Origin of the sequence: Saccharopolyspora aridisoli, assembly GCF_004348445.1 — a bacterium.
Lineage (GTDB): Bacteria > Actinomycetota > Actinomycetes > Mycobacteriales > Pseudonocardiaceae > Saccharopolyspora > Saccharopolyspora aridisoli.
This window is the reverse complement of the sequence record NZ_SMKV01000011.1, coordinates 79032-93848: the sequence shown is the minus strand read 5'-3', so window position 1 is coordinate 93848 and position 14817 is coordinate 79032. Positions and strand designations below refer to the sequence as shown.

Annotated in this window: 11 protein-coding genes; 10 read left to right on the top strand and 1 reads right to left on the bottom strand. The window is 70.5% G+C overall.

The features are described from left to right. Nucleotides 1-57: 57 nt before the first annotated feature. The 4 genes from E1161_RS11355 (at nucleotide 58) to E1161_RS11335 (ending at nucleotide 7323) form a co-directional block, all read left to right on the top strand. The gene (locus E1161_RS11355) at nucleotides 58-1458 is read left to right on the top strand and encodes an ATP-binding protein (RefSeq protein WP_132622423.1); all 1401 of its coding nucleotides are present in this window, start codon (nucleotides 58-60) and stop codon (nucleotides 1456-1458) included. Further along, nucleotides 1458-3410, top strand: a complete 1953-nt coding sequence (locus E1161_RS11350; RefSeq protein ID WP_132622421.1) for a VWA domain-containing protein — start codon at nucleotides 1458-1460, stop codon at nucleotides 3408-3410. The genes E1161_RS11355 and E1161_RS11350 overlap by 1 nt, the downstream gene beginning before the upstream one ends. Nucleotides 3411-4573: 1163 nt before the next feature. Further along, a complete protein-coding gene (gene mshC, locus E1161_RS11340; protein WP_132622419.1) occupies nucleotides 4574-5812 on the top strand; it encodes a cysteine--1-D-myo-inosityl 2-amino-2-deoxy-alpha-D-glucopyranoside ligase in 1239 nt (412 codons plus the stop codon). A gap of 275 nt (nucleotides 5813-6087) precedes the next feature. Continuing rightward, the gene (locus E1161_RS11335; RefSeq protein WP_132622417.1) at nucleotides 6088-7323 is read left to right on the top strand and encodes a styrene monooxygenase/indole monooxygenase family protein; all 1236 of its coding nucleotides are present in this window, start codon (nucleotides 6088-6090) and stop codon (nucleotides 7321-7323) included. Between the two features lie 60 nt (nucleotides 7324-7383). Here the strand turns inward: E1161_RS11335 and E1161_RS11330 are convergent, their stop codons facing one another. Continuing rightward, entirely contained in the window at nucleotides 7384-8283 is a 900-nt protein-coding gene (locus E1161_RS11330) for a PAC2 family protein (RefSeq protein WP_132622415.1), read from the bottom strand. A gap of 142 nt (nucleotides 8284-8425) precedes the next feature. On the opposite strand from E1161_RS11330, the gene E1161_RS11325 reads away from it, so the two are divergent. The 6 genes from E1161_RS11325 to E1161_RS11300 all read left to right on the top strand — a co-directional run bounded on the left by E1161_RS11325 (nucleotide 8426) and on the right by E1161_RS11300 (nucleotide 14761). Further along, complete coding sequence (locus E1161_RS11325) at nucleotides 8426-10768, top strand: lysylphosphatidylglycerol synthase domain-containing protein (protein ID WP_132622413.1); 2343 nt, start codon at nucleotides 8426-8428, stop codon at nucleotides 10766-10768. 89 nt (nucleotides 10769-10857) lie between these two features. Next, nucleotides 10858-11529: an HAD family hydrolase gene (locus E1161_RS11320; protein WP_268951382.1), complete on the top strand. Its 672-nt coding sequence runs from the start codon at nucleotides 10858-10860 to the stop codon at nucleotides 11527-11529. Continuing rightward, on the top strand, nucleotides 11526-12470 hold the full coding sequence (locus E1161_RS11315) for a homoserine dehydrogenase (RefSeq protein WP_132622411.1): 945 nt from the start codon (nucleotides 11526-11528) through the stop codon (nucleotides 12468-12470). The genes E1161_RS11320 and E1161_RS11315 overlap by 4 nt, the downstream gene beginning before the upstream one ends. Nucleotides 12471-12544: 74 nt before the next feature. Continuing rightward, nucleotides 12545-12808 (top strand): phosphoribosyl-ATP diphosphatase, encoded by a 264-nt coding sequence (locus E1161_RS11310; RefSeq protein ID WP_132622409.1) that lies wholly within the window; start codon nucleotides 12545-12547, stop codon nucleotides 12806-12808. A gap of 31 nt (nucleotides 12809-12839) precedes the next feature. Beyond that, nucleotides 12840-13688 carry an ATP phosphoribosyltransferase gene (gene hisG, locus E1161_RS11305; RefSeq protein ID WP_132622407.1) on the top strand — a complete coding sequence of 283 codons (849 nt, stop codon included), beginning with the start codon at nucleotides 12840-12842 and terminating at the stop codon, nucleotides 13686-13688. Nucleotides 13689-14110: 422 nt separating this feature from the next. Beyond that, entirely contained in the window at nucleotides 14111-14761 is a 651-nt protein-coding gene (locus tag E1161_RS11300; protein WP_235874947.1) for a VOC family protein, read from the top strand. Nucleotides 14762-14817: the final 56 nt, after the last annotated feature.

The following is a 14817-nucleotide window of genomic DNA, read 5'->3' as shown; positions in this document are numbered from 1 at the left end:
TCGGAATCCTGGGCGCAGTGGCGGCGTTCACGTTTCCCGCGGAGTAGCGTCGTAGGCGTGACGAATCCGACCCCACCTTCAGGGCTGCCCCGCACGGCGGGGGAGCTGCGGGACAGCGGCCACGAACCTCGCAGCATCAAGGCGGAGATGCGCGCGAACCTGCTGACCTCGCTGCGCTCCGGGCAGGCCCTTTGGCCCGGCATCGTCGGTTTCGACCGGACGGTCCTGCCGCAGCTGGAACGCGCCCTGATCGCAGGGCACGACGTGGTGCTGCTCGGTGAGCGCGGCCAGGGCAAGACCCGGCTGCTGCGCGGTCTGCACGCGTTGCTGGACGAATGGACCCCGGTCATCGAGGGTTCCGAACTGGGCGAGCACCCGCTGCAGCCGATCACGCCCGCGTCGTTGCGCCGCGCCGCTGAACTGGGCGACGAACTGCCGGTGACGTGGCGGCACCGCGTTGATCGCTACGTCGAGAAGCTGGCCACTCCGGACACGTCGGTTGGTGACCTGGTCGGCGACGTCGACCCGGTCAAGGTCGCCGAGGGGCGTTCGCTGGGGGACCCCGAGACCATCCACTATGGACTCGTCCCGCGTGCGCACCGGGGCATCGTGACGATCAACGAGCTCCCGGACCTGGCGGAGCGGATCCAGGTCGCGCTGCTGAACGTGATGGAGGAGCGCGACATCCAGATCCGCGGCTACAGCCTGCGGCTGCCGCTGGACGTGCTGCTGGTCGCCACCGCGAACCCAGAGGACTACACCAACCGCGGGCGCATCATCACGCCGCTCAAGGACCGCTTCGGTGCCGAGATCCGCACGCACTACCCGGTGGAGATCGACGACGAGGTGTCGTTGATGCGCCAGGAAGCGGACTTGCCCGCGGAGGTCGGTGATCACTTGCTGGAGGTGCTGGCCCGCTTCGTGGACCACCTGCGCGAATCCAGCGCCGTGGACCAGCGCTCGGGCGTGTCCGCCCGGTTCGCCATCGCCGCCGCCGAGACCATCGCCGCCGCTGCCCTGCACCGGTCGGCGCTGACCGGGGAGGAACCGGCCGTGGCGCGACCGGTCGACCTCGCCGCGGTGCCCGCCGTGCTGCGCGGCAAGATCGAGTTCGAGGCAGGTGAAGAGGGTCGCGAGGAGGAGCTGCTCGGCTATCTGCTGCGCCGGTCCGTCGCCGACACCGCGCGGGGCCTGTTCGCCGGCCTGGACCTGCAGTCGCTGGCCGACGCCGTGGTGGACGGGCACCCGGTGGCCACCGGCGAGCAGATCGCGGGCAAGGACGTGCTCACCGCGCTGCCGGAACTCCCGGTGCTGCACCAGGTCGCCGAACGCGCAGGTGTGCGCGCTGAGGACCCGCCCGGTCGCATCGCCAGCGCGGTGGAGCTGGCCCTGGAATCGCTGTACCTGGCCAAGCGGCTGGGCAAGGATTCCGACGACGACCGCTCGGTGTACAGCTGATGAGTCCCCGCTACCGGTACTCGGCGTGGCACGGCGGGCCGGACCCGCTGCAGCCACCGGTCGACCTGCGCGAGGCGCTCGACCAGATCGGCCGGGACGTGATGGAGGGAGCCTCGCCGCGCTCGGCGCTGGAGGAGCTGCTGCGCACCGGCACCCGGGATTCAGCGGGCCTCGACGAGCTGACCCGCCGGTTGTGGCAGCGCCGCAGCGAGATGCAGCGCAGGCATCGGCTGGACGGCACGATCTCCGAGGTCCGAAGGATGCTGGACCGCGCCCTGGAGCAGGAGCGACTGGCGTTGTCGGCCGATACGAGCGAAGACGCCCGGTTCCGCGAACTACAGTTGAGCGCCCTGCCGCCGGACGTGGCTGGTCAGGTCAACGAGCTGTCCGAGTACGACTGGCGTTCCCCCGAAGCCCGCGAGGCCTTCGAAGAGATCCGGCAGATGCTGGGCACCGAAGTCCTCGAACAGCGCTTCGAAGGCATGAAGGAGGCCATGCAGCAGGTTTCGCCGGACGACGTCGAGCGGGTGCGCGAGATGCTCGACGACCTGTCGAACCTGCTCGCCGCGCACGCCCGCGGTGAAGAGGACATCCAGTCGACGTTCGACGAGTTCATGGGCAGGCACGGCGAGTTCTTCCCGGAGAACCCGCGCGACGTCGACGAGCTGATCGACGCCCTGGCGGCACGGTCGGCGGCCGCGCAGCGGATGCTCAACTCGATGAGCGAGCAGCAGCGCGACGAGCTGATGGCGTTGTCCCAGCAGGCTTTCGGTGATCCCCGCATCGCGCAGGCCCTGCAGCAGCTCGACCGCCAGTTGCAGGGGCTGCGCCCCGGCGAGGACTGGAACGGCCGGGCCCGCTTCCGCGGTGATCAGCCGATGGGCATGGCCGAGGCCACCGCGGCGATGGCCGAACTGGGCGAGATGGATCGACTGGCCGAGCAGCTGGGCCAGTCCTACCCGGGCGCGAGCCTGGAGGACATCGACCTGGAGGCACTCCAACGCCAGCTCGGCCCGCAGGCCGTGGTCGACGCACAGCGCCTGTCCGACATCGAACGTCAGCTGCGCGATCAGGGGCTGCTGCAGCGCGCGCCGGACGGCAGCCTGCGGTTGAGCCCGCGCGCGATGCGCAGGCTCGGCGAGAACGCCCTGCAGGCGGTCGTCTCGCAGCTGCGAACCCGCAGGGGAGAGCGCGACACCGACCGCGCAGGCGCTGCCGGCGAGCTGACCGGCACGACACGGCCGCGGACCTACGGTGACGCGGAGCCCTGGGACGCGGTCCGCACGGTCCGCAACGCGGTGCTGCGTCGCGCGGCCGAGGGCGAGAACTCCCCGATGCTCGACATCTCCGATCTGGAGGTCTCCGAGACCGAGCAGCGTTCCCGATCGGCGGTGGTGCTGTGCGTGGACACCTCGTGGTCGATGGTGCAGGACGGCCGGTGGGTGCCGATGAAGCGCACCGCCCTGGCGCTGCACCACCTGGTCGCGACGCGGTTCCGCTCGGACGCCCTGCAGCTGGTCACCTTCGGCCGCTACGCGTCCACCGTGGACGTCGGCGAGCTCGCGGCGTTGGAAGGGGTGTGGGAGCAGGGCACGAACCTGCACCACGCGCTGCTGCTGGCCGGTCGGCACCTGCGCAGGCATCCGGGCGCGCAGCCGGTGGTGCTGGTGATCACCGACGGCGAACCCACCGCGCACCTGGAACCCGATGGTGAAGCGGTGTTCCAGTACCCGCCGAGCCCGCACACGCTGAGCGTCACGTTGTCCGAAGTGGACGCTTTGCAGCGGTTGGGCACCACCCTGAGCGTGTTCATGCTGGGGGAGGACCCCAGCCTCGCCGCGTTCGTCGACGTCGTCGCCAAGCGCGGCGGAGGCCGGGTCCTGGCCCCGGATGCCGACGGGCTCGGTGCGGCGGTGGTCGGCGACTACCTCCGCACCAAGCGCCGTCGTTGAGCGGTCGCTGCTTTTCCACTCTGGAGTTGTCAAGAAGCAAGTGCCGCTAGGGCATGTTGGGGCACTGGTGGCATCGGCCCGGTTGTCGAGCACCAGGCTCGGTCAGGCTGGCTCCGGTTCTCCTTCGTTCCGTCGTGGGAGAAAGCGCCGGATCGTCGAACGGGCGTTTCTGGGCTGGGCCGTCCTTCTCGAACTCATGTGCCAATGGTGCACCCGGCGATTCGAAAACGCGAGCGAATCGCCATCGCACGATCCGGTGGTCGTTGGTGAAAGCCGCTGCTGTGGAGGAGAGAACGGGCCGGGAAGCGGTGTGACCGATGGGCGAGGTGCCCAGCGCCCTGGGCCCGCTCAAGAGGGAACTCCTCGAACGCCGCGGCCACACGGTCAACGCGACCGAGCTGGAGGGGCCCGATCTACGCCGTTCTGGCACAGGGCAACCCCCACGCCCGCTCCCCCCGAGCAGCACGTCGGTGCCCGTGGCCAGCGCGCGGGCCAGCCCGACGAGCTGGCGCACCCCCGCGGGGAACCCTGGAGCCCGACCAGTCGCAGCGCCTCGCCGCGCGTTCGGTGATCTCCCGCCCGTCGGTGCCCCGCGCGCAGGCCGCGGCCGTCGTTGTCGACACCGCGCCGTCGGTGGGTGCGAGCAGCCCGTGGACCATGCGGATGAGCGTCGACTCGCCCGAACCGGACAGCCCATCACCACGAAGGCCCGCCCTCGGCGACGGAGGAGGTGGAGTTCACGACGGCGGCCGTCGCCCTCCGGCCACGAGGTCTGCCGGATCGAAGCCCTGCTTCGGGGAACCGGACCTATCTCGGCGGTTTGCCGATCTGCGCGCCGTTCAGCGCGTACGAGCTCCCCCGATCGCCTCCAGCGTTCGGGATCGGCGGGAGGACGTCGATTCCGCTTGTGCCGCGCTTTGTTTCCCCGGTGTTCTCATGGGGCGCGTGTTACTCGCTTGACCAGCCAAGAATGGTCAGAGGCGCAGGTGTCCGGCAGCGGATCTGAGGGATCGTTCGCTGGCGGGAGGATCGGCGGAACGGGGTGGAGAACGAGACGCCGGTGCTTCCGGGGAAGAACTGCTCCCCGGGGTGTCCCAGCATGTGACACGGGTGATGCCCCGGATGGAGGCGGCGCCTCGTCCCGGACGTTTAAGGTCGGATGCATGCAACCCTGGTCATCGGTTTCCGTCCCCGAGGTGGAAGGCACCCCACGTCCACTTCAGCTCTTCGACACCTCCGCTGCTGAGATCAGGCCCACCGAGCCCGGGCCCGAAGCGCGGATGTACGTCTGCGGCATCACCCCGTACGACGCCACCCACCTCGGCCACGCCGCGACCTACCTGGCGTTCGACCTGATCCACCGGGTGTGGCTGGACAACGGTCACCAGGTCCACTACGTGCAGAACGTCACCGACATCGACGACCCGCTGCTGGAGCGGGCCGAGCGGGACAACGAGGACTGGATCGTCCTCGCGATGCGCGAGACCGCGTTGTTCCGGGAGGACATGGAGGCGCTGCGGGTGCTGCCTCCCGCGGACTTCATCGGCGCCGTGGAGTCCATCCCGGAGATCGTCGAGGCCGTGGGAAAGCTGCTGGCCTCCGGTGCCGCCTACCGGGCCGATGACGGCGAGTACCCGGACATCTACTTCCGGCACCAGGCGACCGGCCGGTTCGGCTCCGAGTCGAACTACGACGAGGCCACCATGAACACCTTCTTCGCCGAGCGCGGTGGAGACCCGGACCGGCCGGGCAAGGAGCACCCGCTGGACGCGCTGCTGTGGCGGATGGCCCGGCCGGGCGAGCCGTCCTGGGACTCCGAGCTGGGTGCCGGCCGTCCCGGGTGGCACCTGGAGTGCTCGGTGATCGCGCTGAACCGGCTGGGGCTCGGGTTCGACGTGCAGGGCGGTGGCTCGGACCTGATCTTCCCGCACCACGAGTTCAGCGCCGCGCACGCCGAGGCCCTCTCCGGCGACTTCCCGTTCGCCAAGCACTACGTGCACTCCGGCATGATCGGGCTGGACGGCGAGAAGATGTCCAAGTCGCGCGGGAACCTCGTGTTCGTCTCGCGGCTGCGCGGGGACCGGGTGGATCCGATGGCGATCCGGCTGGCGCTGCTGGACGGCCACTACCGCCAGGACCGCTCCTGGACCGCCGATGCGCTGACGTCGGGCGCCGCCCGGTTGGCCCGCTGGCGGGAGGCGGTCGCGCTGACTTCCGGCCCGGCGGCGGCCGAGGCGATCGCGGGGCTGCGCGCATCGCTGTCCAACGACCTGGACACCTCGGGCGCGCTCCGCGCGGTCGACTCCTGGGTGGAGGCGGCCCTCAGGTCCGGCGGTGACGACCAGGGCGCACCGTCCCTGATCCGCACGGCGGTGGACGCCCTGCTCGGAGTTGAGCTCTAACCTCCTACGACATCGGCGAAGGGTGATCGGGAAGTCCGTCGAGGGCCCCGGTCACCCTTCTTCACGTTCCGGGCCGCACTGGGAAGAACGGCAATTGAACACCGCAGGAGCGTTGATCTGCGCTTGATCGAAACGAGGACCGGCGTCCGTGGACAGGTGCGAACGGGTTTGATTTGATCATCGCGTCATCACGGGGAGCGACGGCGTTCGTCCGAAATGTCGCCGTGGGTCCAGATTTCCGAAGATGGGGACACTCGAGAGGCGGCCGGGGGATCATGCGGAGAGTCCTGATTGTCGGAGCCGGGCAGGCGGGGCTGCAGCTGGCGCTCACGCTGCAGGCCGAGCGCTACGACGTCACGTTGATCTCGGCGCAGACGGCGGAGCAGATCCGCAGCGGGCGGGTCATGTCGACGCAGTCGATGTACTACCAGACGCTGGAGATCGAAAGACGGCACGGGCTGGGCCTGTGGGATGACACCGCGCCCCAGCTCACCGGCCTGCGCGTGTCGGTCGCGAGCCCGGAAGGGGAGCGGGTCATCGACTGGATGGCGCCGCTGAAGGGCTACGCGCTGTCGATCGACCAGCGCGTGAAGATGTCCGCCTGGCTCGAGCTGTTCGCCGAGCGCGGCGGCACGATCGACCACCGCGAACTATCGGTGACCGAGCTCGACGAGATCGCGCCCGACTTCGACCTCGTCGTGGTCGCGGCCGGCAAGAGCGAGCTCGGGGCGCTGTTCGAACGCGACGCGCAGCGCTCGCCCTACACCGAACCGCAGCGCGAGCTCTCGGTCGCCTACGTGCGCGGAACGCACAACTCCAGCGACCCGGACGACTCCTCCGCCGCCCGCTTCAACGCGCTCGCCGGCATCGGCGAGGTCATCAGCTACCCCGGGCACACGCTCGACGGCGCCTGCGAAATCCTGCTGCTGGAAGGCGTTCCCGGTGGTCCGCTGGACGCCTTCGATGACCGGCCCGAACCGCAGCGGCAGTGGGAGCGGATGCTCGGCCTGCTGCGCGAGCACTGCCCGTGGGAGCACGAGCGGTTCGCCGACGCCGAACTCACCGACGAGGGCGGCACCCTGGCCGGCGCGGTGACGCCGACCGTCAGCAAGCCGACCGGGCAGCTGCCCTCAGGCCGCCTGGTGCTCGGTCTCGGCGACAGCGTGGTGCTCAACGACCCGGTCACCGGGCAGGGCTCCAACGCCGCCTGCCAAAGCGCGCAGATCTACCTGGAGAGCATCCTCGCCAACGGTGACGGTGCATTCGACTGGGGCTGGATGCAGAGCACGTTCGACCGCTACTGGACCTTCGCCAAGCACGTCACGTCGTGGGCCAACGCAGCCCTGCAGCCGCCACCCCCGCACGTGCTCAACGTCTTCGGGGCGGCCGCGCAGCTGCCCGCGGTCGGCGAGCGCTTCGCCGACGGCTTCGCCAACCCCGACGACATGGCCTCGTGGTTCCTGGACCCGAACGCCGCCGACGCCTTCATCGCCGAGTGCGCCGCCGCCTGAGAAGAACGACGGTCGACCGCGATCGAGGTGATCGCGGTCGACCGCTCGTGGAGCAGGCGCTCAGCCCGGTCCGGGCCCCAGCGGGCCCTTGCCCCCCGGTCCCCGGCGGCGCAGGTAGCGCTCGAACTCGGCGGCGATCGCGTCGCCGCTGGCCTCGGTCAACCGGACCTCCGCGTCACCGCGCTCCTCGAGGGCGCGGACGTAGTTGCGCACGTCCTCGTCCTCCTCGGCCATCTCGCTGACCGTTTCCTCCCACTCCTCGGCCTGGTCTGGCAGGTTGCCCAGCGGAACCTCCACGTCCAGCGCCTCCTCGACGCGGTGCAGCAGCGCGAGCGTCGCCTTCGGGGAGGGCGGCTGCGAGACGTAGTGGGGCACCGCCGCCCAGAACGAGATCGCCGGGATGCCCGCTTGCACGCACGCGTCCTGGAAGATGCCCACGATCCCGGTCGGGCCCTCGTAACGGGTGCGTTCCAGGCCGAACGTCGTCGCCGAGTCCTCGTCGTAGGCCGTGCCGCTGACCGGGACCGGACGCGTGTGCGGAGCATCGGCGAGCAGCGCCCCCAAGGTCACCACAGTGCGCGCCCCGAGCTTCTCGATCTTCTCGACCAGCTCGGCGGAGAAGGCCCGCCACCGCATGTTCGGCTCGATGCCGTGCACCAGGATCACGTCGTGCTCGGCTCCCGGCGGGCGGCACACCGTCAGCCGGGTCGTCGGCCAGGTGACCTGCCGGGTGACGCCGTCGACGAGCTTGACCGTCGGCCGCGTGACCTGGAAGTCGTAGTACGGGTCCGGGTCGAGCTCGCTGAGCGACTCGGCGTCCCAGATGAGCTGCAGGTGCTCGATCGCGGAGCTGGCTGCGTCCCCGGCGTCGTTCCATCCTTCGAACGCGCAGACCACGATCGGGTCCGTCAACCGCGGCAGGTCGGCGTTCGGTTCGGGCGTCTGTTCGCGATCGGTCACTGCGCAAGCCTACGACCTAAGCCCTCCCCGAGCGCTACCTCCTCGCCTATTTCATGATCACCTGCCCGGCCGGTCCGGAGGCGCCGGTTTGACGGTTCCTCCCGCTGGTCCGAGGCTTGTCTGACCAGTCTGTGTGGAGCAGGTGCCCGTGGAGCGAAGCCCGTCAGCGCCCAGTGGGGGAACCGGTGTTTCCCCGCGTTCGCGTCTGCGGCTGTCCATCGGCCGCCACCCTCGTGACCTCGCGAAACTCGGCCTGGTCGCGGGTCTGCTGGTGCTGAGCGCGCTGCTGGTGCTGATCCCGGCGAACCCGGTGGAGATCGCTGTTCACCAACAGCTGATCGCCCTCCCGCGCGTCGCCGACCCCTTCTGGGTGGTGTTGACCTGGATCGGGTCGTGGGCGGGCATCGTCGGCGTGGTCGTGGCGACCTCCTACCTGGGGTGGATCCGGGTGGCGCTGCTGTCCGCCGGCTCCGGTGCGCTGACCTGGCTGGTCGCGATGCTCATGCACCAGCTGCTGGAGGGACCCGGCGGTCGACCCTTCCCGTCGGAGGAGGTCGCTGTGGTGACCGTGCTGGCCGTGGTCGCCACCCCGTACTTCGGCCGGGTCGCCCGCTACCTGGGCTGGGGACTGGTCCTGCTGACCGGGATCGCGGTGGTGCACCTGGACCTGCACCTGCCGCTGGGCGCGGTCGGGGGAGCGCTGCTCGGATGGGGCGTCGGGCTGCTGTGCCACCTGGTGTGGGGAGCTCCGGGGCGGAAGGTCTCGGAGCTGGTCATCTTCGACGAGCTCGTGCAGGCGGGGCTGGCGCCGGTGTCGATCAGCGCGCTCCGGCACCGGCTGCTGCAACCGCGCGAGTTCGCGGTGGACACCGTGGACGGGCCGCCGCTGCGGGTGAAGGTGGTGCGCAGGCTCAGCCGCCGAGCCGGCGGCTGGTACAAGCTCAAGCGCCTGCTGATGCTGCTCGACGTGCAGGACGAGCCGAGCCTGTCCACCCCGCACCACGAGGTCGAGCACGAGGCCTACGCGGCGTTGCTCGCCGCCCGAGCCGGAGTGCGCACCCCCGAGGTCGTCCTCGCCGGCGACGTCCCCTACGCGCCTGCGCTGCTGGTGATGCGCGAGGTCCCCGGGCGGCGGCTGACGGAGCTGCCGCCGGAGGAGATCGACGACGACCTGCTGGCGGGCGTGTGGGAGCAGGTCGCGCTGCTGGCCGAGGCCCGCATCGCGCACCACGACCTGCGGGCCAAGAACATCCTGGTGGACGAGCACGGGCGGCCGTGGCTGCTGTCGTTCACCTTCAGCCACCCCGGCGCCGACGACGCCCGCTGCGCTCAGGACCTGGCGGAAGCTCTGGTGTCGGTGGCCGCCGTCGTCGGCACCCAAAGGGCCGTGACCAGCGCGATCGCCGCTCTCCCCGTCGAATCGCTGGCCGCGGCGCTGGGCAGCGTGGTGCCGCTGGCGCTGCCGCGCCGGATCCGCGCGCAGGCCCAGCGCGGCCGGTACTTCCTCGCCGAGCTGCGCGAGACCCTCGCCGACCGGCTCGGCCTACCGATCCCCGGCTTCCGCTCACCCGTGCGACCGACCACCGTGCTGAGCCTGCTGCTGGTCGGTGCGGCCGTCTACCTGCTGATCCCCGAGCTGTCCAACACCCGGGACGTGCTCGGGGCGCTGCGCCACGCCAACTGGGGCTGGTTGGCGGTGGCCGTCGTGACCGGGTTCGCCGCCGTGGTGCTGTCGTCGATCTCGGTGCAGGGCTCCAGCCGGATCCCGCTGCCGTTCTGGCTGACCCTGCAGGTCCAGGTCGCCGCCGCGTTCACCGGGCGCACCACCCCGGGCGGTGCCGGGTTCTTCGGCATCAACGTCGTCTACTTGGAACGGCTCGGGCTGCGCAGGCCGCTGGCGGTGGGGGTGACGCTGCTCAACCAGGCCGGAACCGGCGCGGTGGCGTTCGTGGTGTCGGTGATCGGGGTGTTCGCGGTCGGGCTGTCGGGCACCTTCACCAACCTGTCGCTGCCCGGATGGCAGCTGATGGTCGGCGTCGCTGCCGCGGTGCTGGTTGCGGTGCTGGTGGTGCTGTCCCCGCCGGGACGGAGGCGGATCTTGCCGTCGGTGCGGGAGGTGAGCCGGGAGCTGCTGGAGACGCTGCGGCACCCGGTGCGCGCGCTGCAGCTGTTCGGCGGGGGGCTCGGCTACCTGGTGGTCTCCGGGCTGGGGCTCGCGACGTCGCTGGCCGCGCTGCACTCGAACTTCTCCTGGACGGCGGTGACGATCGTGTTCGTCGTCGGCAACACCCTGGGCCACCTGGTGCCCTCGCCCGGCGGGCTCGGCGCGGTCGAGGCGGTCCTGCTCGCCGGGCTGGGGGCCATGGGCGTGCCGCCCACCGCGGCCGTCGCCGCCGTGCTGCTGTCGCGGCTGCTCACCTACTGGATCCCGGTGCTGCCCGGCATCCTGATGTTCCGCTACCTGCAACACCGCAACGTCATCTGAGGAGTCTTCGGACACTTTGGGTAGGAGTCGGTACAGATTGTCGTGTGTACTGGGAGTGGTCCTTCCACCTCATTGAACGGAGTGCTCGCGTGGCTCAGCCCGCCGCGGTGCTGTTCGACATGGACGGCACGCTCGTCGATTCCGAGAAGCTCTGGACGATCGCGCTCGACGACTACGCGGCGCATCGAGGCGGGCGCCTCTCGCAGCAGACCCGCGAGGACATGGTCGGCTCCAACATGACCCGCAGCATGCGCCTGCTGCTCATCGACCTGGGCCTGCCCGACGGGAACTCCGAGATCGCGGGCGCCGCCAGCTGGGTCGCGCGCCGCATGACCGAGCTGTTCGGCGAGGGCCTGCCCTGGCGGCCGGGAGCCGAGGAGGCGCTGCAGCGCGCCAAGGAGCTGGGGCTGCGGACCGCGCTGGTGACCTCCACGATCCGCCCGCTCACCGACCTGGCTCTGGACACCCTGGGGCACGACTCCTTCGACGTCACCGTCTGCGGCGACGAGGTCGACGGCAAGAACAAGCCCGATCCCGAGCCGTACCTCAAGGCCGCTCGCCTGCTCGGCGTCGACCCCGCCGACTGCGTCGCGGTCGAGGACTCGCCCACCGGTGTCGCCTCCGCCGAGGCCGCGGGCTGCGCTGTGCTGGCGATCCCGTGCGAGGTGCCGCTGTCGCCCGGCCCCCGCCGCACGCTGCGCGACTCGCTGGCCGATGTCGACGTCGCGGCGCTGGGCGAACTGCTCACCGCGGCCGCGTGACCGCTCCGGTCCCGATCGTGCTGGCCGGCCACGGGCCGGTCGGTCGGGCCTACGCCGACCTCGTCGCCGAACGCGGGCGGCCGCACGGCCTGGACCTGCGGGTGGTGGCCGTGCGCGGCCGGGAACGCCAGCGCGAAGCGGGCGAGTGGGGGCCGCTCACCGACCTGCCCGAGCTGCTGGAGCGCACCGGCGCGCGGGTGTTCGCCCAGGCCGTGCCCTCCGATGGCGACGGCCGTGCGGCACGGGAGGCGCTGCAGGCGCTCAACGCGGGTGCGCACGTGGTCACCGCCACCAAGTCGCACCTCCTCACGCACTGGAGCGGGCTCGCCGAAGCGGCGGACGCCGCCGGTCGGTCGGTGCGCGTCTCGGGCGCCACGGGCGCCGCGATGCCCGCCGGTGACCTGGCCCGATCGGTGCTGCGGGGCTTCGACGTGCGCGCGGTCTCCGGCTGCGTGAACGGCACCGCCACCTTCGTCCTCGACCGGCTCGCCGACGGCGCGGACCTGGACGTCGCCGTCGCCGAAGCGCAGCGCGCGGGCATCGCCGAGGCCGATCCGAGCAGCGACCTCTCGGGAAGCGACGCGGCGACCAAGCTCCGGCTGCTCAGCGCGTTGCTGTGGGGCTGGGACCCGGCGGAGATCCAGGTTTCCGCCGAGCCGATCAGCCCTCCGCTTCCGCGCGTTCCCGCAGGTCATAGGCTGCGGCAGGTCGTCGGCGCGGTGCGCGACGAGCCCGGCGTGGTTCGGGTGGAGTTGTGGGCCGAGCCGGAGGCCTCCGCGCTGGGCGCGCTGCGCGGACCGGAGAAGGCGGTGCGCTACGACTGCGGTGACGCTGGCCAGATCACGGTCTCCGGAGGCCGCTCCAGCCCGCACGGGGCCGCTCTTGCGATGATCAAGGACACGCTCGGCGCCGTCCTGGAAGCCACCACCGGCTTCCGCTGATCGGCCGTGATCGAGCCCGCAAACGGACGGGTCCGATGTGAACCCGCCCAAGACGGATGCAAGGATCGAGGACTGTGAAGACCTTCGACGAGTTGTTCGCCGAGCTGCAGGAACGTGCCCGGACCCGCCCCGAGGGCTCCTCGACGGTGGCCGCGCTCGAATCCGGTGTGCACGCCCAGGGCAAGAAGGTCCTGGAGGAGGCCGGCGAAGTCTGGCTGGCCGCTGAGCACGAGTCCGATGAGGAACTCGCCGAGGAGATCTCGCAGCTGCTCTACCGGCTGCAGGTCATCATGTTGGGTCGCGGACTGTCCCTTGAGGACGTCTACCGCTACCTGTAGATTAACACCGAGCACGAGGAGAACAGGTTCGATGCTGCGCGTTGCAGTGCCCAACAAGGGCACGCTTGCCGGTCCCGCGTCCGAGATGCTCGCGGAAGCCGGGTACCGGCAGCGCCATGAGCAGCGGGACCTGACCGTGATCGACGACGCCAACGAGGTCGAGTTCTTCTTCCTCCGGCCCAAGGACATCGCCATCTACGTCGGCTCCGGCGAGCTCGACCTCGGCTTGACCGGCCGCGATCTGGCGCTGGACTCCGGGGCTCCGGTCGACGAGCGGCTGGCGCTGGGCTTCGGCGGATCGACCTTCCGCTACGCGGCGCCCGCCGATGCCGGTGAGTGGAACGTGGCCGACCTGCAGGGCAAGCGGATCGCCACCTCCTACCCTCGGCTGGTCTCCGACGACCTGGCCCGGTACGGGGTGACCGCCGAGGTGATCCGGCTGGACGGGGCGGTGGAGATCTCCATCCAGCTCGGCGTCGCCGACGCGATCGCCGACGTCGTCGGCTCGGGCCGCACCCTGCGCCAGCACGGTCTGGTGGCGCTCGGCGACCCGATCTGCAAGTCCGAGGCCGTGGTCATCGAGCGCCGCGACTCCGACCAGGTGCAGGCGAAGAACCAGCTGATCGCGCGGCTGCAGGGCGTGGTGTTCGCGCAGCAGTACGTGATGCTGGACTACAACTGCCCGAAGGACCTGCTCGACGACGCCACGAAGATGACTCCGGGCCTGGAGTCGCCGACCATGGCACCGCTGGCCGATGAGCGGTGGGTCGCGGTCCGCGCCATGGTGTCCCGCAAGGACGCCCCGGCGATCATGGACCGCCTCGCGGCCGTGGGGGCGAAAGCGATCCTGTCCTCGGACATCCGCGCCTGCCGCTTGTGACGGGCGGTTCTGGTCCGAACTGACGTTGTTCGTGGGCGGTTCGGACCCGAACTGCCCCGTGGTGCTCCATTCGGGCGAACCGTTCTCCCGATCGTGTTCGCCTCGCCCACGCCGAGAGAGGCTGGGCGAGGCGAGCGCGAGTTGGTCCTGCGTCTCCGCGGTTGTCACACGTGAGGCGTACCTTCGATCGTGACGATCTTGGACGACGCCCATGGGGGTTGGCACGCATATGGCAGTAGTGGTCCCGGGGAAAACGCCTCCGCAGTGGCAGCTCTACGCAGGAATGCCCTGCTGGATCGAGCTGATCACCACCAACCTGGACAGGGCGAGAGTTCTACGCGAACCTGTTCGACTGGGAGTACGAGACCCACTCCGACCCCGCTTCCGGGGAGCACGTCATCGCGCTGCGCGACGGGTTCGCGGTGGCCAGCCTGCGCGCCGCCGCCGGTGACCAGTCGATGTGGCGGATCTACCTCGCGGCAGCCGACTGCGCCGAGAAGGTCGCCGAGGCCGAGGAGCACGGCGCGGTGCAGACCGTCCCGCTGAACTCGGTGCCCAGAGTGGGACGCAAGGCCGTGCTGGTCGGTCCTTCCGATGCGGAGTTCGGGCTGCTGGAGCCCGAGGAGTCCTGGCAGTTCGACGTCGGTCTGCCGGGCACCCTGATGTGGGCCGAGCTGGTCACCATCAAGGCGCAGACCGCCGACAACTTCTTCCAAGAGCTCTTCGGCTACACCGCGGAGCAGTTCGGCACCGAGAACCGCTCGGACTACTCGGTCTGGTACCTGGGCGAGGAATCGGTGCTGGCGCGGGTCAGCATGATCCGCGACTTCATCACCGAGTCCACGCAGCCGCACTGGCTGCTGTACCTGGGCGTGGACGCCGAGATCGGCACCGACGAACTGGTCCGCACCGCCATCGCCAACGGCGGTCGCGTCCGCGTCGATCCGTACGACTCCAGCATCGGCCGCATGGCGGTCCTCCGGGACCCCACCGGCGCTCGTTTCGCGGTCATCGACCCGAGCCAGGCCGGTGATTTCGGCACGGCGGCCAACTACGACCCGTACGAGGACTGATCACTCCGTGATCGTTCTGCTCGGCGGTGCCAGAAGCGGGCTCGGACGCCTTCTCG